The organism is Psychrobacter sp. 1Y11, assembly GCF_052259045.1.
Classification (GTDB): domain Bacteria; phylum Pseudomonadota; class Gammaproteobacteria; order Pseudomonadales; family Moraxellaceae; genus Psychrobacter.
In genome coordinates, this window is the sequence record NZ_JBQQER010000004.1 from 82,154 (window position 1) to 101,854 (window position 19,701).

Consider the following 19,701-nt stretch of genomic DNA (forward strand, 5'->3'; position numbering starts at 1 on the left):
TATGAATTATGACTCTAAATCAGCCACTTTGACCATTTGTTTACCGATATTGTCGCCCTCGAACAGCCCGATAAAGGCGGACGGAATATTTTCAAAACCTTCAACAAGATTTTCTCTATATTTTAATTGCCCGCTATTATACCACTCGCTGATTTGCTTTTTGGCGTCATCAAACTCATCGCTAAAATCAAAGACGACAAACCCTTCCATACGCGCGCTTTTCTTAATCAGGGTATGCATAGGTCGCGGTCCTTTTGGCGGATTGTCAGCATTATATTCGGCAATTTGACCACAGATAGCAATGCGCCCATGCCGGTTAATATTGGCAAAAACGGCGTCGAACAATTCGCCGCCAACGTTATCAAAGAATACATCAACACCGTCCGGGCAAGCCTCTTTAATCGCTGCTTGCATGTCTTCGGTTTGTTTATAGTTGATACCTTTGTCTAGGCCTAGCTCGCCTTCAAGATAGTCAATTTTTTCAGTAGAGCCTGCGATACCAACCACTTTGCAGCCATTAATCTTGGCGATTTGAGCGGCCATGCTACCGACTGAGCCTGCTGCACCCGAGACGATAACGGTTTCACCTGCTTTGGGCAGGCCTATTTTTAGCATACCAAAGTAAGCGGCAAGCCCTGGCACACCAAGCATGCTGACAGCAGTGGAGATGGGCGCAAGATCTGGATCGACTTTTTCGATATCCTCTATATTGACGCTCTGATACCGCTGCCAAGCAAAGCGGCCATGGATGATATCGCCTGTTTTGAAGTCCTCATTATCGCTGCTGATGATTTGCGCCACCGTCCTACTGGTAATGGGATGATCTAAGGCAAACTTATTGCCTGCGGCGTCATCATCCCCTTTGTCCATAAAGCCACGCATCCCCGGATCAACGGAGACATAAATACTTTTAATTAATACCTCAGCTTCCTTTCTTTCAGGCATATCAATATCATTGATTTTAAAAGTATCTCTGGTTGGAATGCCTTGCGGATGCTCCGCCAATACAATTTGCTGGTTTTGAGGTTGGTTATTTTTTATATTTGTATTATCAGTATTATCAGTATTATTTTGCATTTTATGACACCTTTTTAATAAAGAAGAGGCTTTGGTGTTTTTTCGATCTGTTTTCAGACATAACCTTAGCTTTATGAGCCTCTATAACAAGCTTGTTTATGCTACCATAAAGCCGACAGATTCGAAGAGAGCTTGCGTTTTTTGTGGTAAATTTATGCTACAACGGCATGCTATATTGAAAAATATTTATTATCTTATAGCGCTTATTTTAGCTTTGAATCCATCACTACCTATGTCACTGGGGAAAATAGTTATATGCTATCCGCGTCATCAGAGATGTCCTCCACTATACCGAGCGTTGCAAGTTATCAGCCGACATCTGAGCAGCTGCAAGTCTTGCAAACCGCGAGTGAGTTTGCTTATCAGGTGTGGGAGAGTAGGACGATATCCTGTCAAACCTTTCTGCGTAGCTATCCTTTAGAGCAAACCTTAACGCGTCAACAAATTGACGATCTTATTCAAGATTATACCTTAGATGAGAATTATCAAACAGCCGATGAGCCCAAAGTCATGAGTGGTCTGCGTCATCTGCGTATGCTGCTGATGATGCGTTGGATCTGGCAAGATGCTCTTAGTATTATCTCGCTTGAACAGCTCACCGATGAGCTCTCTGAGTTTGCTGATGGCTGTATCTTATTCGCTAAAACGTACACTTATGAGCAATTGATTGTTAAGTATGGCAAACCTACCTTTGTTAATGATCAAGGTGAGCTAAAAACGGACGACATGGCTATTATGGCTATGGGGAAATTAGGCGCTCATGAGCTTAATTTGTCGAGTGATATCGATCTTATATTTGTGCATCAAGCCCGCGGCATGACCGATGGTGATAAGGCTAAAGGCACGCGCAGCATCGATAACAAGCGCTTTATGACGCGCTTAGGTCAAGGGATTATCAAGCTGCTTGATAATAATACCGCTGATGGTTTTGTCTTTCGGGTAGACATGCGTCTGCGCCCTTGGGGTGATGGGAGTGACCTGGCGATTCATCTGTCTGCACTGCAAAAATACTTTGCCCATCACGGCCGCGCTTGGGAGCGTTTTGCTTGGCTCAAAGCGCGAGTAGTCGGACAAGTATCACCAACGTTTTATACGCAATTACAAGCCTTGATTAAGCCTTTTGTATTTCGATACTACGTAGATTATAGCGCTTTCTCAGCGCTGCGTGAAATGAAGTCGCTGATTCAAAATCAAGTGGCGCAGCGCGAGGATTTAGATAACATCAAGCTCGGTGCTGGCGGTATTCGAGATATTGAGTTTATCGTACAAGCCTTTCAGCTGATCTATGGTGGTCGCCATCCGCAGCTACAAGTCAAATCTTGCTTGCAAGCGATGCAAGCTTTGTGTGAGCTTGAGTATCTAGAACCGACTACCTATGAGCAGTTGCAAGCCGCCTATCGGTTTTTGCGGCGACTTGAGCACGGCATACAAGCGATTAATGATCAGCAAACGCAGCGCTTACCTCATGACGAGCATTGGCAACATAACCTAGCTATCACCTTAGGGTTTGCAGATTGGTCAGCGCTACTAACGACGCTAAACGCTCATCGAGAAACCGTCAATGCTCCTTTTGAGCGAATGGTGACCGAACGGCAAATGCCTACTCAAGATGACAGCCTGCCGCAGCCAACCAATCTTGATGAACAACTCACGCAGCTAGATACGATATTAAGCGAAGAAAACCGAGTGCGATTGCAGGCTTTTTGGGATTCCAAAATGATAGCAAACTTAAGCGAAGAGGCGCGCGAGCGGCTAGATGATGCTTATCCTGTAGTTATTCACGCTTTGCTGTCCCATCAAGAGCAGCAGCAGTTGGCTAATAGTGCCTTGCCGCGATTAATTACTTTACTTGAAGCCATTAGTCGACGTTCTATTTATTTAGTGATGATTGCTGAAAACCCAAATGCTACCGTTGAGCTGATACCGATGTTATCGGCTAGTCCGTGGATTGCAGGGGAGCTGGCGCGCTATCCGGTGCTATTAGATACTTTTTTGCAGCAGCGCTATCGCCATCTACCAGACAAACTTGAGCTACGAGATATCTTACGTCAGCGCCTGCTTCGCGTTGAGCCAAGTGATGAAGAGGAGCTGCTAAGCGTCTTGCGCTTATTCAAAAAAAACCAAGTATTAGCGGTAGCGGCCAGCGACGTATTGGCCGAAAGACCGATTATGAAAGTCTCAGACTCGCTAACTTACATTGCAGCTGTGGTGTTAGAAGCAGCACTTGAGCGCGCCTTTGCTGAGCTGGTTAAGCGCTACGGTTATCCAATAGCTCAAAATGGCGATCCGGTAACGGAAGCCGACTGCGGCTTTGCTATTATCGGCTATGGTAAGCTTGGCGGGCTTGAATTGTCTTATTCGTCTGATTTAGATTTGGTGTTTTTGCATAAGATAAAAGAACAAGGTATGACGACCGGTGAGAAGTCGGTGAGTGGCATGAAGTTTGCCGCGCGGCTTGCGCAAAAGCTTATGACCTATCTCAATACCCAAACCCGTGATGGGCGTGCTTATGAGATCGATATGCGCTTGCGGCCTTCAGGTAACGCGGGCATGATGATCGTTTCTTGCCATGCGTTTGAAACCTATCAGCGCGACAAGGCGTGGGCATGGGAACATCAAGCGTTAGTGCGGGCGCGAGCTATCTGCGGGGATAAGCGCGTGACCGCACGATTTGTTGAGATACGCCGCGAAGTGTTATCGCTACCGCGCACCCTTGATGAAGTACGCTTGGAGGTGACGCGAATGCGCCTAAAAATGCAGCGCCATCTTGGGACGAGTCGCCAAAAGAAGAAAGCGGGTAAGTTTGATTTAAAGCAAGATGCAGGCGGCATCGTTGATATCGAGTTTTTAGCGCAGTTTGCGGTGCTAGCCTATGCGCATGACTATCCAAGCTTGACCAAGTGGAGCGACAATGTGCGTATTTTTGAGGAGATGGCGGAGCTTGGTATTTGGGAGCAAGCAGTCTGTCAAGATTTGACTGATGCCTATTTGCGCATCCGCGCCGCGACTCATCAATTAGCGCTCGCTGAACAGTCCTTGCTAGTAGATGAGTCGCTTTGGCTTGAAACTCGGGCACTTGTACAGAACCAATGGCAACGCTTGATGGGAGTAACCCATAGCGACGACAAGTCATAACAATAATAAGTGATAACCATAAAATGTTAACCAAAAACATCATGGATATTAGATTTCAACAGACCCTAATGTTCCATAAACAAAAGCTATCGGCTGCTAAAATAAAAAGTTTTATTCGCTAAGGCCGCCGGTGATATAATCAGCTCAATTTGCACTTAAAACATTTACTTTTACAAAAAAAGTTAGTCACTCGTACTAACATAAGGACTCTGACATGAATATGGCAACACAAGATGGCAAGCTTTGGATGAACGGCACGATGATCGACCAACCTAATGCTAAAGTCCACGTACTAACCCACAGCCTGCATTATGGTATCGCCGTATTTGAAGGGGTTCGTGCTTATCAGACTGCTGATAATCGCACCGCGATCTTTCGTCTCCAAGACCATACTGAGCGCTTATTAGGCTCAGCGAAGATTTTCCAGCTAGAAGTGCCTTTTGATCAAGCGACTCTAGAGCAAGCGCATAAAGATGTGGTCAAACAAAACAAACTAGCTGAGGCTTATATCCGCCCACTCATTTGGGTTGGAGCCGAAAAGCTAGGACTCTCTGCCCATACTAATAGCGTCAATGCGATGGTCGCCGCTTGGCATTGGGGTGCTTACTTGGGCGAGGAAGGTATCCAAAATGGCATCCGCGTCAAAACCTCGTCGTATACCCATCACTTGCCTAATGTCACTATGTGTAAGGCTAAAGCCGCTAGTAACTATCCGGTCTCTATCATGGCAAACCGCGAAGTGACGCGTAATGGCTACGATGAAGCGATACTGATGGACTCGCAAGGTTATGTCTGCCAGGGCTCAGGTGAGAATCTGTTCTTGGTCAAAAACGGCGAGCTGCATACGCCAGATTTAGCTGGCGGCGCGCTTGACGGTATTACGCGCCGGACTATTATCCAGTTCGCCGCGGATTTAGGCATTAAAGTTACTGAGCGCCGTATTACTCGCGATGAGTTCTATCTAGCTGATGAGATCTTTATGACCGGCACGGCAGCAGAGGTAACACCGATCCGTGAGTACGATGACCGTATCATCGGTAACGGTGGACGCGGCGAGATCACTGAAAAGCTGCAAACCCTCTATTTCGATGTGGTACACGGCCGCAATGAGCAGTATATGGATTGGCTCGATTTTATTGATTAATGTATTAAGTCCTAATTTAGTGCGAGTATAAAAGGCTGAAGCTAAGGGTTCAGCCTTTTTTTTATGTTAAAATACTCAGCACATTAATTACTTACAATAATAGTGAGCCTTTTTCATGTTTAAAAAAGATAAAAATAAAGATAGCAATAATGACGTTAAACAAATTATCTGTATCAAATGGGGTAGCAAATACGGTGCAGATTATGCCAATAAGCTCTATGGCATGGTATCGCGCAATATTACTCCGCCGTTTCGTTTTGTCTGCTTTACTGATGATACCACCGATGTGCGTCCTGAGATTGAATGTCAAGAATTGCCGCCTTTAGATATTACTATGCCGACTAATACTTTGGGTAAATGGCCAAAGTCGCGGCTTTGGGGCGAGACGTTAGGCGACATTACTGGCACAGTACTTTTTTTGGATTTGGATGTTGTGATTGTAGATAGTCTCGACCCTTTCTTCGAATATGGTAAGCCTGACGATGTCGTATTGTCATACAATCCGAGTAACCCATTGGAGCGCTTAGGACAGACCTCTTGTTTTCGCTTTCAAGTAGGGTCATTAGTATCTCTTCAAGATAAGTTCAAAGCTGATCCGCAAGGTATTGCCGATAAGTATCGTTTCGAACAGCGCTTTGTGACGCGCAATGTACCAGGTGGTGTAAAACTGTTTCCTAAAGCATGGGTCGCCCATTTTAGACGCAAGTGCCGTCAGCCTTTTCCATTGAACTATGTCAAAGCGCCTAAAGTTCCAAAAGGGGCGCGAATTATCATATTTCCGGGTGGGCTATATCCCACCAATGCTATCGATGGCAGATACGATAAAAAATCCGCTAATAATATCAAAGATCATTTGAAAAACCTAAAACAACCTAAAAACTTAAAACATCCTCTACGTCATCTGCGTCATTTTATCTTGCCCGTAGATTGGGTTGAAAAACACTGGAGAGAGTAGCCGTAAAGTCTGGTTAGCTTTAGGGGATTTTTATTGACGGTAGTCTCATCTAATAGTAGCTATCAATACCAAATGAAAGGTGCTATTAAATGCAATAGCGACACTATACCATGACGTGGAACTGAATTAATTTTTGCTTACGTACTGCGCCTACATTGATAGAGGCTGCAAAAAACCAACCCAGTCCCGCTCAATTTTCTGTGCAATGGATTGATGATATTGCTAAATAATAAAGCTTATTATTTGAAGTTTTAAATAAGTGTAAAAGTTATAAAAATACAGAAACCTTTTATGACCAGTAGGTAAAAATATGAAAAACAATGCTGCTATTAAAATATTCGTCGGCTGTGATCCTAACAACTCTGATTTAGAACAGATGATGGTGCTGGATTACAGTATCCATAAACATACCGATACGCCTGTAGAGATCATCTGGATGCAACTATCTCGTGATCCTAAAAGTTTTTGGTACTCAAATCCGAAGACCGGTGAGGGCTGGAATACGGTCAAATGGGCTACGCCCTTCTCAGGATTTCGCTGGGCGATTCCAGAGTACTGTAACTTTAAGGGTCGTGCTATCTATATGGATGCCGATATGGTGGTCTTAGATGATCTAGAAGCTCTGTGGAACCATCCTATCGAAGGGCAGTCGATTGTAGCGGCTAAAACCAAAGCGGATATGACCCGTTTATGTACCTGTGTTTGGGACTGCAATAAAGCTGAAGGTAAGCTATTGCCGGTTGATCAGCTTAAAGCAGATGAAAACAGTCATGAAAAGATGATGCAACTCATTGACCAACAACCTCAGCTGATCGAGCCTTATCAAGATAGCTATAACTGTGTCGATGGTGAGGATTTAGCTATAGCAGATATTAAAATACTGCACTATTCAGATATGGGTACCCAGTTCAGTCATAAGTACTCGATACCAAGAATCGAAAAAGAAGGCAGTAAGCATTGGTTTGATGGTAAAATTATGCCGCATCCAAGACCTGAGCTTAGCGAATTATTTGATCAATATTATCAAGAAGCCTTGCAAGCGGGCTACAAGCTTGATGATTACCGAATAGAGCCGTTTGGCAGCTTTCCTAAAAAGACTCATAAGCGCTATAAAGGCAATAAAATTACTCGTCCAAAAGCAATAAAGACAGTATTTTCACGATTATTTAAGCGCTAACAGAATGGCGGTATCAATAAAGCGCTCAATCAGTATTAGCATATGAGAGATTCAAAATATAAGAAGGGTATAAGTGTCTTTGTTTTCTAAAATGTAGGCGTCTTGACACATCAATAGGTTAGTTTTTATGAGTCAAAATAGCAAAATCGCAGTACTTGTCATCAGTTGTTTACAAGGAGGCGGGGCAGAACGCGTTGTATTAACTTTAGGGCAGGGATTTTATGAATTGGGCTATAAGGTTCATATTGTACGGTTTAAACCTTTAGTAGAATATAAGCTAAATCCGAACCTTAATTATCATTTGCTCAGATATAAGCCTTATAAGCTGATATTGGGCGAGACGCGTCGCAATAAAATTTTTTCTCGTGCGCTTGATAGCTATATTTCCAATAACATCGGCAAACCCGATATCATTTTATCTAATCTTGAGCGCGCCGATAGTGTGCTCAGTCATAGCAAGCTTGATAATATCATTTATGTCATTCATAACACTTTATCGCTGTCGAATCAGTTTGAGCAAGTCAAAAACAGAGATAAACTAAAAACACAATTGATCGATATATACTCCAAGCATCCTTGTGTGTGTGTCAGCCATGGAGTCAAAGAGGATTTTATAGCCAATATCGGTAAAGTCAGCTCAATAACTGCTATCCATAATCCAATCGATAGAGACTATATTCAGCGTATGGCAGAGACGTTCGTGCCTGAGTATCACAACTACATTATCCATGTGGGCAGCTTTAAGCGCGCCAAGCGCCATGATGTATTATTAAAGGCTTACGCGCAAACCGATCAATCTATGCCTTTGTTATTACTCGGTCAAGGAAAATACAAAAAAGAGATGGAGCGGCTGGCTGTAGAGCTCAATATACAAGACAAAGTCGTATTTCTAGGTTTTCAAGATAATCCTTTCCCCTTTATCAAACATGCTCAATTTAAAATATTGACCTCTGACTGGGAAGGTTTTGCCTTAGTCATTGCTGAGTCTTTAGCGCTAGGGACGCCTGTTATCAGTACAGACTGTCCGTCTGGACCGAGCGAGCTTTTGCCAGAAGATAACTTGATGCCTATGAATGATATCGACGCTATCGCTGACAAACTCAAGCAAGCTATGACAGATCCGCAGCAGTTTGACGCGCCATTTGATGAAGCGTTGTTACCGGTGGGTATCGCTCAGAAATATTTAGAATTTGCTAAAGACGTTTTTTAGTGTAAGGTCTGTTGAAAATTCAAAAATGAGCACTTTTGATAGCTACCCCTTGACCAAAGTGATGGTCATTTTTCACGCGCATTAGTTAATTTAGATTATAAGTGTCGCTAGCTTAAGTCTATGACAGATCTATTTTAATTATGTGTTTTTAAGGATTTTATGAAAAAGCTTATTATCAGTCTAGAAAATGCACATGATAGAAGGCAGCATATAAAAGAGCAGTTTGAAAGTAACCATATTTCTTATGAGTTTTTTGATGCAGTTAAAGCTACTGAGATTGAAGCTGTGGCAAAAAAACTAAATATTGCAATCATTAATACGCAATTAGGAAAAAATGAGATCGCTTGTTTTTTGAGTCACGCTAGTATTTGGCAGTTCGCTGTAGACAATAACTATCCTTATGTCTGTATTTTTGAGGATGATGTTTATCTCGGTGAAGATTCAGAGTTTTATCTAAATAATATTTTACAATGGAAGCCGGATGATGCTCATATCTTGAAGCTTGAAGTCTATAATAATGCGATTAAAGTCAACGGACGTTGTAAAAGCTTAAATATTGGTAATAGGAAGTTTGTAAAATTGGCAACTAAACATACAGGTTGTGCAGGGTATATCATCACCCTTGAAACCGCGCATATTTTACTCGACATAGTTAGGAGTAATAAAGAACTAATTCCTGTTGATCATATTGTTTTTGGTGATTTTTTATATAACTATGAGGCTAATATATATCAAATGGTACCTGCAATCTGTATTCAAAGCCAAAATCACAATTGCTCCAAACCATTAATTAGCTATCTTGAGACTGAGAGAAACAATAGGTATGGTGTGCCTAAAAAAAACAAAAAGCTTGTACAAAAAGTTGTAAGAGAAGGTAAGCGATTAATTAAACAACCTAACAATACTATTGAAAAAATAAATCTTAGGTTTAAAGGTATTAAAGAGCTGAGACTCACCTTTAAATAGAATAGACCGATAAATATTAAACGCTTTTATTAATGGTTTTGATCCTCCCACCAAATGCTACTATCGCTATGCAACGATTTTGCTAAAGCAAATGCAGTATCCAAGTATTGTAGTCGATCAAATATACTAAGAAGGATTTGACTGGCCAAAGGATCGATTTTCGTAAATTTCTTATAGCGTCTTCGCATATTATTTAGCGTATCGTCATTACCTATTCTAAAGTATGTTAACCCATCATATAGTGATTGATCACGCTCTATAAATTTCTGTTTTTGAACAGGATTTATTATCTTTAGCGAACCATCATCATATAAAAACTCCTGAGTTTCATAAACTTTTAGGGTGTTTATTAAGGTCGCGGCGTTCATTAAAATAGCACTACGAGTCGGGTCTGGTGAGTGGTCAACAAACGTATCAGTAGCCGATATAATCCAGCGTAGAGAAAGGTTTTTTAGTAGATAATCCGTTTCTGTAACCCATAAAGTTTCAAAGTCAGCGAAAGTCTCAGTTACTTTATAGCCTCTACGCAATAATATAGTCAGCGTTGCATGGTAAAAGCATAGCTCCGATTGACCAATAAACTGATGTTTTATATTCTCTAAATGAGCCGTCAGATCTTTGGTACGTGGTTTATAAGTGAGCATTTTAGGATCACACATTGCCTCGCTAATAATTGTGGCTTTCATCTTTTCAATACTTTTATCATTAAAAGTCTTTACAATAGCGCCTGCGCCAAGGCGTTTTTCACTTTTGAAAATTAAAATAGCTTTTCTTTTTAAAGCGTTCATCTTTGTCATGTTTTTGACCTAAAGGCTAAGTTAGGAAGGAGTATATATTTAATTTCTATTTTATAGCGTTTTAAAAGTTAAACTGATAAATTAGTTATCAGTCTTGATAATAGTGGTCATTAAGTCTTTAGAAACAGGGGAGTGGTTGTATACGGCTACACCATGGTCTTTATAAATGCGAGCTAATAAGTTAAAAGAAGGAATAATACGAGTACTGACCGCTTTTTCTAGTTTAGAAGGCGCGTTATCCTCCTTACTCTCATAAAATCTTGGCTGATTGCTGTTAATTAGGTCAATACCATATAGATGAATAGAGCCTGCCCCTTTTGAAAAAGCCAATTGCGCGGCGACATAAGCGACCGTTCCAGCTTCGACAAACCCATCAGTAATATCCAGTGACACACCGATGGGCTGAGCTGTCTGTTGGTTTTCTATCACAAAATTGGGATGATCAGAAAAATGAGTGAGCGGAAATTTTGTCTTTTTTGGTTTGGTCGCTCGCGCAAATAGTTTTTGTAGACTATTTTTCGATTTTGTCTTTGTTATAAGTAACTCTGATTGGGTTAAAGGCCTATCGACAGCAAAGATGATTCTAATAGAGTCATGATATTGCTCTATGAGTTTAGGATGATAGCGAGCAATCGCTTTTAACACATTTATGGTGATATATAGCGGCTGACCGGTATAAGTGTTTTTGAGCAGGCTTAGCTGATGTTTTATAAATCTCTCATCACTAATAACATAGCCAACAACCTGACTAAAGGGATGTATATCTAATAGGCTGAGGCTACCATTGACAAAAATACTTGCCGCATTTAGTACGGACGGTTTAAAGTCAATATCAGAGATTGAGGGTCCAGAAGCGAAAATATTTACAGACTGACCATCGAGATTTTGCTTAGCTTCACGACTATTGAAAGTTTTTATCGTAATGATACGTGCGTTTATGGCAATATCGATACTATTTACAAAATCCATGTTATGACATCCATATTTTACGTCTACTTGATGCTAGTTCTTTCACCATTAGGTCTTCAGCTTAATACTTAACAGTTTAGTATTCAATCACTACCAAATAAGTCCCGCGCAAATACTTTATCTGCCACATCTTTTATCTCTTCGGATAGTCTGTTGGCTACGATCACATCGCTGATGGCTTTGAATTCTTCTAAGTCTTTTATCACTTTTGAGTTAAAAAACTCGTCATCTTCAAGTACTGGCTCATACACGACGACTTCGATACCTTTCGCCTTGATGCGCTTCATAATGCCTTGAATAGCAGAGGCTCTAAAATTATCCGAGCCACTTTTCATGACCAGACGATGCACGCCAACCACTTTAGGTTTTTTCTCGATAATTTTATCAGCGATAAAGTCTTTTCGTGTTCTATTAGAATCTACAATTGCTCTGATTAGATTACTTGGCACTTCATGGTAATTGGCTAAGAGTTGCTTGGTATCTTTGGGTAGACAATAGCCACCATAACCAAACGAGGGGTTGTTGTAATGCGTGCCGATACGAGGATCTAAACCAACGCCTTCGATTATCTGCTTAGTGGACAACCCAAACGTCTGCGCGTAAGTATCTAGCTCATTAAAGTAAGCCACGCGCATAGCTAGATAAGTATTAGAAAATAGTTTGATAGCCTCAGCTTCTGTCGATTCAGTGAACAGCAGCGGTACATCCTTTTTTATCGCGCCTTGTAATAATAAGTTAGCAAACTGCTGTGCGCGCTCTGATTGCTCTCCAACGATGATTCTGGAAGGGTAGAGATTATCATGCAGCGCTTGGCCTTCTCGTAAGAACTCAGGAGAGAAGATAATATTATCGGTGTCATAGCGCTCTCTTACGCTCAAGGTATAACCAACTGGTACTGTTGATTTGATAATAATAAGCGCTTGGGTGTTGGCGGATAAGACCTCTGTAAGCACGGCTTCTACCGTTGAGGTATTAAAATAATTGGTCTCGCTATCATAATCCGTTGGTGTGGCTATGATAACAAAATCAGCATCTTTATAAGCGTGCTTGGCGTCAAGAGTGGCGGTAAAGTTGAGGGCTTTATTGAGCAAAAAGTTATCAATATCTTTATCTTCAATAGGTGACTGTTTAGCATTTAGCAGGTTTATTTTTTCAGCCACCACGTCGACGGCCACGACTTGATTATGCTGCGCGAGGAGCATGGCGTTTGATAGACCTACGTAGCCGGTACCTACAACGGCAATTTTCATAACAAATCCAAGTGGTTTAGAGCAAAGTGGTGTCGCATAGGGTCATACAAAATAGAGCGGTGAACCTATAGGAAAGAAAGCTGAGGTAACAATCTAAAATGATGGGTTGTCGTATTTTAATATTAGAAAGAGCGCTACTTTGAACAACTCATTGCCAGTGCTCTTGAAGCCAAGGGCTAGGTTTGACATGACGATACCATTTGCCGCCGCCACCTTTTATAGCGTCTGGTGGATTGATTTCGCCATGGAAAATAACCATCTTCGCGCCCTCAGGCAACTTAGGCGCACGCACCAAATTAAATGGAATAGGGGCGATGCATTGATATTTAAAGCTCACGCACCATTGCTTGGGCCAATACTCTAAGTGATGATGCTCGCGCAAATAATTAGATAAATAAGCCTGCTCGTGACGCACCTGCGTGCGAATAGTGTCAAAATTACGCTCAAAGTTAGCCAGTAAGTTTGGGTAAGTACCCAGACCAATATTGAAGCGATAGACTGAACTGTTACCAATCATCCGCCAAGGCTTTTTCCAGTCACGGATGATAATCACGCTATCTGCATGCTTCGCTTCATAAGTAAAAAAGCTATCGATATTATTGACAATGACGATGTCAATGTCTAAAAATAGCGCGACACCTTTGAGGTCATAAAGCTCAGGTTTAAAAGTCGTGAGTTTTTTCCAGCCTCGCTCCGGCCCTGCTGGTAAGTCCATCTCTGGTATAGGATAGCACTGCACCGCCGCATCAATACCTGTACTATCATCCGTCAAGCAAACCATCTGAAACTCTAAAGTCAAATGGCGACTAACCATACTATAAAGACGATTGACATATTCTGGACCATATTTATCACCCCATTTCATACAAATGATATAGCGTGTCTCAGCGCCTTGGCGTTTATCTAGCGTTTGCGCGTTTGATGAATCTAGTATCCTGTCAGTTACCATAATGTATTCGTACTTATATCAATGAAATAGGGTTTTTAGAGTAGAAGTCATTACTCATTATTGAGGGTGTTATCAGTTTCAAAAGGGGGATTAGAAGTTGTAGCCTGATTGCTACGAATAAATTCTGCTAGTGCGCTTGTGCTAGCAGTATAAGGGTTTTGTAAGATAGGGATATGTTTGAAGCGGCGATAGCCCCACATGTAATGACTACATTTATCTTCAATCATCTCTTGCATTGCAAGATTCAGAGCATGAGTAGCGACTTCTGTATTGCGCTCATACAGTGCTGGATTGTTAAGCTTATAGCAATGAATATCGAAGCCGCGATTGTCATCACGGCGAATACAAGACAGACCGACTAGGGCGCACTTAGTCTTGCTAGCTAGCTTGGGGGCGAGGGTACTGGTCAAGGTCTCAACGCCAAAGAAGGGTACAATCACTCCACCTGATGGGTCAGGAACATGGTCGGGTAAGATAATACTAAAACCACCTTGTTTAAGCGTTTTAAAGATGGCTTTGACACCGCTACTATCGGTAGGTACTAAAGTGGCGTTAAGGCGTGCACGACCTTGTAAGACAAAATCATCAGTGAGTTTGTCTTTGACCGGCTTGTACATAATCGTTGGCGAGCCAAATTGATTGAGCCAAGCGTTCATCATCTCCCAAGTACCAAGGTGAGGAACAATAGCGAGCATTCCGTTAGGATTGGCTAAGCCCTCTAATAGTATCTCTTTATTATGCACTTCACGTATCTGCTCAATACTCCATTCAGGAGGCATCGCCCAGCTCTTGATGGACTCAACACTACTTAGACACTGATGACAGACGATATCTTTAATAATGGTTTTTTTTTGTTTTATCGTTAAGGCAGGTTCGATGAGCGCCATATTAATCTTGATAGTACGAACGATACTCAAGTTCGGCAGGCGCATCATTATCCTAGCAGCAATACGTGCCAGCATCTGCAATACAGATAAAGGCACGTATTTGAATATCTGATACGGATTCATAATGAATCACAGCAAAAAGAGAAACTCATCACCAGATCATCTACTGAGCAGGCTTAGTCGTATCTGCTTGTGTTTTTTCACGCAGGCGGATACCTAGATCACGTAGTTGTTTACCATCAACGGGAGCAGGAGCTTGAGTCAACGGATCTTCAGCAGTTTTGGTTTTTGGAAAGGCGATTACGTCACGGATAGAACTGGCGCCGACCATCAGCATAATTAAGCGATCCAAACCAAAGGCAAGACCACCATGCGGCGGCGCACCAAATTTTAGCGCATCAAGTAAGAAGCCAAATTTATCTTCCGCTTCTTGTTCGCCAATTCCTAGAGCTTCAAGTACCGCTTGCTGCATGTCATAGGTATTGATGCGTAGGCTACCACCGCCAATTTCAGTACCGTTTAGCACCATATCATAAGCGATAGAGAGCGCGTTAGCTGGATTGTCCTTAAGCTCTTGCACTGAACCTTTAGGTTTAGTGAAAGGATGGTGCATGGACGTCCATTGACCGTCATCCGTCTCTTCAAACATCGGAAAGTCAGTAACCCAAAGCGGTGCCCACTCGCAAGTCGTCATCTCCATATCCAGGCCGATTTTTTGACGTAGCGCGCCCATAGCGTCATTAACGATACTAGCTTTGTCCGCACCAAAGAAGATAATGTCGCCATCTTTTGCCTCAGTGCGCTCAATTAGGCTGGCTAAGACTTCATCAGTCATATTCTTGATAATAGGTGATTGAAGGCCTGAATCTTTATCCACGCCATTGTTAATGTTGCTTGCGTCATTGACTTTGATATAAGCCAAACCACGCGCGCCGTAGATGCTAACAAACTTAGTATACTCATCGATCTGCTTGCGGCTTAATGACGCACCATTCGGAATACGTAGCGCAGCTACGCGACCTTTTGGATCGTTAGCAGGACCAGCAAAGACTTTGAAATCAACCTCTTGCATCAAGTCGGCAACGTCTTGTAGCTTTAATGGAATACGCAGATCAGGCTTGTCTGATGCATAATCACGCATTGCCTCAGCATAAGTCATACGCGGGAAAGCTTCAAAATCAACATCTAGCATAGTTTTGAACACATGCTTTATTAGACCTTCATTGATAGACATGATCTCTTCTTCATTCAAGAAAGAAGTCTCAATATCAACTTGGGTAAATTCAGGCTGACGATCAGCACGCAGATCTTCGTCACGGAAGCACTTAGCGATCTGATAATAGCGGTCAAAACCCGACACCATTAATAGCTGCTTAAACAGTTGCGGCGACTGCGGCAGCGCAAAAAAGTTACCCGGACGCGTACGCGAAGGCACTAGATAGTCACGCGCACCTTCTGGCGTTGCGCGAGTCAAAATAGGCGTTTCAACATCCAAGAAGCCATGGTCATCGAGATAACGACGAATCGCTGAGGTGGCCTTAGCACGGAACACCATACGCTCTTGCATCTCAGGGCGGCGCATATCAAGGTAGCGATACTTAAGGCGTAAGTCCTCAGAGACGGTCATATTTTCGTCATTGAGCGGGAAGGGAGGGGTCTCTGACTTTGCTAAAACTTCAATTTCTTTGCCCAATAGCTCGACTTGACCGCTGGTCATATTCTTATTTTCAGTACCTTCGTAACGACGACGGACACGGCCAGTAATTTTAAGAACATACTCAGGACGAACAGCATCAGCAGTAGCAAAGGCTTCGGGCGTATCGGGATCGACCACGACCTGCAAGATACCGGCACGATCGCGCATGTCTAAAAAGATCACCCCACCATGATCGCGGCGGCGATGTACCCAACCGACGATAGTGATCGTCTGCTCTAATAAATCTTCAGTCACAGCACCGCAATATTCGTCGCGATAGCCACTGTGTACGGCGAGGTCTTTTTGCGTAATAGTACTAGGTTTCATAGTGCTGTCAGTCATAGTCAAGGTTATCCAGTTATGTGCCCGATTCAAAAAAATACCCGTTTAAAAATACCAGTGAGGCTTTCAAACGATATTTGATATTAAGATAGTCAATTGCAAAAACAGCCAGTCAGCGCTATAAAGACGGATAGTCTGCGCGTAGGCTGTATTAAATTTATTTTAAACGCATATTATGCCTAAAGTACGTTTGTTATACAACTGTGCTTGCTAATGAGAATAGGATCTCTAAATAGCACAGATCAAAGAATAGAATGCTTGTTTGACACCCATCATTCAAAGTGATTAGGCTTTTGTAACTATTATTTTGTAACTATTATATAGTAATCACGCTTGAAAATAGTGCGCAGTGAGCGCATATCAGCTTCACCTCAAAATAACTACAGCTATTGCAACAAGAATGGTTCATCTAAAACCTCTAAAATTAACTCAAAGGAAGACTTGATATGCTATTTCACCCGCCAAAAAACCCTGTCGAGCTCAAAGTCATGCACTTGAATAAAACTCAGCAGCAGCGCCGCGAAGACTTAATGGAAGCGACCCAAGGCAAAGCCGCGCTCAAGCAGCTCAAAAAGAGCATGGCAAAAAAAGCCAAGCAAGCGCTAAAAGCTAAATCTAAAAACAAGTCTAAAAGTAAAAACAACAGCCAGCAAGTATTTGTACTCGATTTTGATGGTGATATTAAAGCCTCTGCTGTTAAGCATTTGCGTGAAGAGATTAGCACCCTTATCAGTACTGCCAATGAAGGCGATGAGGTTATTATCCGCCTAGAGTCTGGTGGCGGTATGGTGCATAGCTATGGCCTTGCAGCGGCGCAATTGGTGCGTCTCAAAGATGCTGGTCTTAAGCTCACTGTCTGTGTCGATAAAATCGCCGCCAGTGGTGGTTATATGATGGCTTGTGTTGCTGATAAAATTATTGCAGCGCCTTTTGCGGTGATTGGCTCTATCGGCGTAGTCTCACAGCTACCAAACTTTCATAAACTGTTGAAAAAAAATGATGTCGATTTTGAGATGTTTACCGCGGGCGACTATAAGCGCACCGTGACAGTATTCGGTGAAAACGATGATGAAGATCGTGCTAAATATCAGCAAGAGCTTGAGCAAACTCATGATCTGTTTAAACACTTCGTCAATACTTATCGCTCTGAGCTCGACCTCAATAAAGTCGCTAATGGTGAGCACTGGTATGGCGAAGATGCGCTGAAGCTTAAGCTCGTTGATAAGCTGCAAACCTCTGATAGCTATGTGTTAGAGCTGATGAAAACCAACGAAGTTTATGCACTACACTCGCGTCAAAAGCCTACGCTTGCTGAAAAGCTTGGCTTATCGCAAGCGGCAGAAGCCACACTGAGTATGGCCGTTGATAAGCTGCCAGATGCTTTAGCGCGTTTCGATCTCAATAGCCGTTTGAATATCTTGAAATAATTTTACGCCTTTATGTATTAGATTTCATTCGCTTCATAAAGTAGGGGCTTGCCGTTTTAGAGCTTTTATGATCTTATGTATTGAAGAGCTCACTGACAACGATAGAAATCCTTAATAAATTTAGGTATATACTATTTCACTGTTGATGTTTTGTAAAAGGCGTGTCCTAAACAGTCGCGCCTTTTTTGCTGTTTAATCCTATAAGCTATGTTATAAATAGAGCAAGAGTTATCAGTACACGTACGTACACCGTCAATATATTAGCCTTTAAAAGCTAATAGCTAACTGCTAATAATACAAGTCAACAACGAGAAGGAAATCACTTATGTCCAATGATACATTGATGTTTACTGCCACCGAACACGGTCAAGACATGCATGCCAAAGTCAAAGATTTTATTGCCACTAAGATTGAGCCGATTGAGGAGGCGTTTTGGCAAGAGTGTCATAAGATGAACCCGGATGGTAACTGGAAAAATTGGCAGTGGCCAGCCGCGTACGATGACTTACGTAAGCAAGCGCGCGAGGCCGGTCTTTGGAACTTGTTTCTTCCTGATGACGAGCTCGGTGCTGGCTTATCGGTGACCGATTATGCTCCAATTGCAGAGCTCACTGGACGTAGTTTATTAGCCCCGCATATCTTTAACTGTAATGCTCCTGACAGTGGCAATATGGAGTTATTATGGCGCTATGGTTCTGAGACGCAGCAAGATAAATGGCTGACGCCTTTGCTTGAAGGCAAGACGCGCTCGGTGTTTTGTATGACTGAGCCTGATGTCGCCTCTAGTGATGCGACTAATATGGAAGCGACCGCTGTCGTTGATGGTGACGAGATCGTCATTAATGGCAGTAAATGGTGGTCATCAGGTCTCGGTGATCCAGCCGTTGATATCTTGATCGTCATGGCTTACACCCCAGATGAGAGTAAGGATCGTCATCAGCAGCATTCTATGGTTTTGGTTCCTGCTAACGCAGAAGGGGTCAAAATCGAGCGCATGCTCAAAGTCTTCGGCGATTATGATGCGCCGCATGGTCATGGCGAAGTTAGCTTCAATGATGTACGCGTGCCGGTTGCTAATTTTATCGGTGGACCTGGTATGGGCTTTGAGATTGCGCAAGGCCGCTTAGGACCGGGGCGTATTCACCACTGTATGCGCTGTATTGGCGCAGCAGAGAAATCGTTAGAGCTTGCCGTGCAGCGCGGTATGAGTCGTAACGCTTTTGGTAAGCCGGTGTTGCAATTAGGCGGTAATTTAGAGCGTGTCGCCGAGGCTCGTATTAAGATTGACCAAGCGCGCCTATTGACGCTATATGCCGCGCAAAAGATGGACAGCCAAGGCACTAAAGCAGCATTGACTGAAATCTCAGCGATCAAAGTCGTGGCGCCAACTGTCTTGCAAGAAGTCGCCGATATGGCAATTCAAATTTATGGTGGTATGGGCGTTTGCCAAGATACTATGCTCCCTCTATTTTATGCGCAAGGCCGCGTACTGCGCTTAGCAGATGGTCCAGATGAGGTGCATAAAACGATGATTGCAAAATTAGAGCTGAAGCGTCAAGGCTTTCGCCGTCCTTCAAAGTCTTCTAAATAAGAAGCTAGCTAAATGATAGTCCGCTAAACAAGAAGCGAGCTACATAATAGAGTATAAGTGCTAATAGGTCATTTAGGCCATAGCATTGACCCTAATGCCCCTTACTTTAGCGAATATTATACCTTAACA

At 42.7% G+C, this 19,701-nt stretch carries 15 protein-coding genes; 8 read left to right on the forward strand and 7 right to left on the reverse strand.

Annotated elements, in window-relative coordinates; genetic code table 11:
* Nucleotides 1-6: 6 nt before the first annotated feature.
* The gene (locus ACTXGJ_RS04880; RefSeq protein WP_443565288.1) at nucleotides 7-1,077 is read right to left on the reverse strand and encodes an NADP-dependent oxidoreductase; all 1,071 of its coding nucleotides are present in this window, start codon (nucleotides 1,075-1,077) and stop codon (nucleotides 7-9) included.
* Nucleotides 1,078-1,332: 255 nt separating this feature from the next.
* Here ACTXGJ_RS04880 and glnE point away from each other — a divergent pair, with 255 nt between their 5' ends.
* From glnE to ACTXGJ_RS04910, 6 genes are all read left to right on the forward strand, one after another.
* Entirely contained in the window at nucleotides 1,333-4,212 is a 2,880-nt protein-coding gene (gene glnE, locus ACTXGJ_RS04885) for a bifunctional [glutamate--ammonia ligase]-adenylyl-L-tyrosine phosphorylase/[glutamate--ammonia-ligase] adenylyltransferase (RefSeq protein WP_443565289.1), read from the forward strand.
* Between the two features lie 214 nt (nucleotides 4,213-4,426).
* Entirely contained in the window at nucleotides 4,427-5,356 is a 930-nt protein-coding gene (locus tag ACTXGJ_RS04890) for a branched-chain amino acid transaminase (protein WP_439243293.1), read from the forward strand.
* 115 nt (nucleotides 5,357-5,471) lie between these two features.
* Nucleotides 5,472-6,311 carry a glycosyl transferase gene (locus ACTXGJ_RS04895; protein ID WP_443565290.1) on the forward strand — a complete coding sequence of 280 codons (840 nt, stop codon included), beginning with the start codon at nucleotides 5,472-5,474 and terminating at the stop codon, nucleotides 6,309-6,311.
* Between the two features lie 310 nt (nucleotides 6,312-6,621).
* Nucleotides 6,622-7,488: a glycosyltransferase gene (locus ACTXGJ_RS04900; RefSeq protein WP_443565291.1), complete on the forward strand. Its 867-nt coding sequence runs from the start codon at nucleotides 6,622-6,624 to the stop codon at nucleotides 7,486-7,488.
* 127 nt (nucleotides 7,489-7,615) lie between these two features.
* Complete coding sequence (locus tag ACTXGJ_RS04905) at nucleotides 7,616-8,698, forward strand: glycosyltransferase (RefSeq protein ID WP_443565292.1); 1,083 nt, start codon at nucleotides 7,616-7,618, stop codon at nucleotides 8,696-8,698.
* A 159-nt stretch (nucleotides 8,699-8,857) separates the two neighbouring features.
* Nucleotides 8,858-9,664: a glycosyltransferase family 25 protein gene (locus tag ACTXGJ_RS04910; protein WP_443565293.1), complete on the forward strand. Its 807-nt coding sequence runs from the start codon at nucleotides 8,858-8,860 to the stop codon at nucleotides 9,662-9,664.
* 29 nt (nucleotides 9,665-9,693) lie between these two features.
* On the opposite strand, the gene ACTXGJ_RS04915 is transcribed toward ACTXGJ_RS04910, so the two are convergent.
* The 6 genes from ACTXGJ_RS04915 to aspS all read right to left on the reverse strand — a co-directional run bounded on the left by ACTXGJ_RS04915 (nucleotide 9,694) and on the right by aspS (nucleotide 16,539).
* The gene (locus ACTXGJ_RS04915; RefSeq protein ID WP_443565294.1) at nucleotides 9,694-10,461 is read right to left on the reverse strand and encodes a hypothetical protein; all 768 of its coding nucleotides are present in this window, start codon (nucleotides 10,459-10,461) and stop codon (nucleotides 9,694-9,696) included.
* 81 nt (nucleotides 10,462-10,542) lie between these two features.
* Nucleotides 10,543-11,430, reverse strand: coding sequence for a hypothetical protein (locus ACTXGJ_RS04920; protein ID WP_439243281.1), 888 nt, complete (start codon nucleotides 11,428-11,430; stop codon nucleotides 10,543-10,545).
* 83 nt (nucleotides 11,431-11,513) lie between these two features.
* Nucleotides 11,514-12,680 carry a nucleotide sugar dehydrogenase gene (locus ACTXGJ_RS04925; RefSeq protein ID WP_443565295.1) on the reverse strand — a complete coding sequence of 389 codons (1,167 nt, stop codon included), beginning with the start codon at nucleotides 12,678-12,680 and terminating at the stop codon, nucleotides 11,514-11,516.
* Between the two features lie 148 nt (nucleotides 12,681-12,828).
* Nucleotides 12,829-13,545 (reverse strand): glycosyltransferase, encoded by a 717-nt coding sequence (locus ACTXGJ_RS04930; protein ID WP_443565312.1) that lies wholly within the window; start codon nucleotides 13,543-13,545, stop codon nucleotides 12,829-12,831.
* A 134-nt stretch (nucleotides 13,546-13,679) separates the two neighbouring features.
* Nucleotides 13,680-14,639 (reverse strand): lysophospholipid acyltransferase family protein, encoded by a 960-nt coding sequence (locus ACTXGJ_RS04935; protein WP_443565296.1) that lies wholly within the window; start codon nucleotides 14,637-14,639, stop codon nucleotides 13,680-13,682.
* Between the two features lie 40 nt (nucleotides 14,640-14,679).
* On the reverse strand, nucleotides 14,680-16,539 hold the full coding sequence (gene aspS / locus ACTXGJ_RS04940) for an aspartate--tRNA ligase (RefSeq protein ID WP_443565313.1): 1,860 nt from the start codon (nucleotides 16,537-16,539) through the stop codon (nucleotides 14,680-14,682).
* 461 nt (nucleotides 16,540-17,000) lie between these two features.
* On the opposite strand from aspS, the gene sohB reads away from it, so the two are divergent.
* Entirely contained in the window at nucleotides 17,001-17,981 is a 981-nt protein-coding gene (sohB, locus tag ACTXGJ_RS04945; RefSeq protein WP_439243273.1) for a protease SohB, read from the forward strand.
* A 343-nt stretch (nucleotides 17,982-18,324) separates the two neighbouring features.
* Entirely contained in the window at nucleotides 18,325-19,572 is a 1,248-nt protein-coding gene (locus tag ACTXGJ_RS04950) for an acyl-CoA dehydrogenase family protein (protein WP_439243459.1), read from the forward strand.
* Nucleotides 19,573-19,701: the final 129 nt, after the last annotated feature.

Bases quoted from the DNA above. Each gene is read 5' to 3' on its own strand.
- ACTXGJ_RS04930 (WP_443565312.1), bottom strand. From the start codon at position 13,545: ATGAAATGGGGTGATAAATATGGTCCAGAATATGTCAATCGTCTTTAT.
- ACTXGJ_RS04920 (WP_439243281.1), bottom strand. From the start codon at position 11,430: ATGGATTTTGTAAATAGTATCGATATTGCCATAAACGCACGTATCATT.
- ACTXGJ_RS04935 (WP_443565296.1), bottom strand. From the start codon at position 14,639: ATGAATCCGTATCAGATATTCAAATACGTGCCTTTATCTGTATTGCAG.
- ACTXGJ_RS04950 (WP_439243459.1), top strand. From the start codon at position 18,325: ATGTTTACTGCCACCGAACACGGTCAAGACATGCATGCCAAAGTCAAA.
- sohB (WP_439243273.1), top strand. From the start codon at position 17,001: ATGCTATTTCACCCGCCAAAAAACCCTGTCGAGCTCAAAGTCATGCAC.
- ACTXGJ_RS04890 (WP_439243293.1), top strand. From the start codon at position 4,427: ATGAATATGGCAACACAAGATGGCAAGCTTTGGATGAACGGCACGATG.
- ACTXGJ_RS04900 (WP_443565291.1), top strand. From the start codon at position 6,622: ATGAAAAACAATGCTGCTATTAAAATATTCGTCGGCTGTGATCCTAAC.
- ACTXGJ_RS04925 (WP_443565295.1), bottom strand. From the start codon at position 12,680: ATGAAAATTGCCGTTGTAGGTACCGGCTACGTAGGTCTATCAAACGCC.
- glnE (WP_443565289.1), top strand. From the start codon at position 1,333: ATGCTATCCGCGTCATCAGAGATGTCCTCCACTATACCGAGCGTTGCA.
- aspS (WP_443565313.1), bottom strand. From the start codon at position 16,539: ATGAAACCTAGTACTATTACGCAAAAAGACCTCGCCGTACACAGTGGC.
- ACTXGJ_RS04905 (WP_443565292.1), top strand. From the start codon at position 7,616: ATGAGTCAAAATAGCAAAATCGCAGTACTTGTCATCAGTTGTTTACAA.
- ACTXGJ_RS04880 (WP_443565288.1), bottom strand. From the start codon at position 1,077: ATGCAAAATAATACTGATAATACTGATAATACAAATATAAAAAATAAC.
- ACTXGJ_RS04910 (WP_443565293.1), top strand. From the start codon at position 8,858: ATGAAAAAGCTTATTATCAGTCTAGAAAATGCACATGATAGAAGGCAG.
- ACTXGJ_RS04915 (WP_443565294.1), bottom strand. From the start codon at position 10,461: ATGACAAAGATGAACGCTTTAAAAAGAAAAGCTATTTTAATTTTCAAA.
- ACTXGJ_RS04895 (WP_443565290.1), top strand. From the start codon at position 5,472: ATGTTTAAAAAAGATAAAAATAAAGATAGCAATAATGACGTTAAACAA.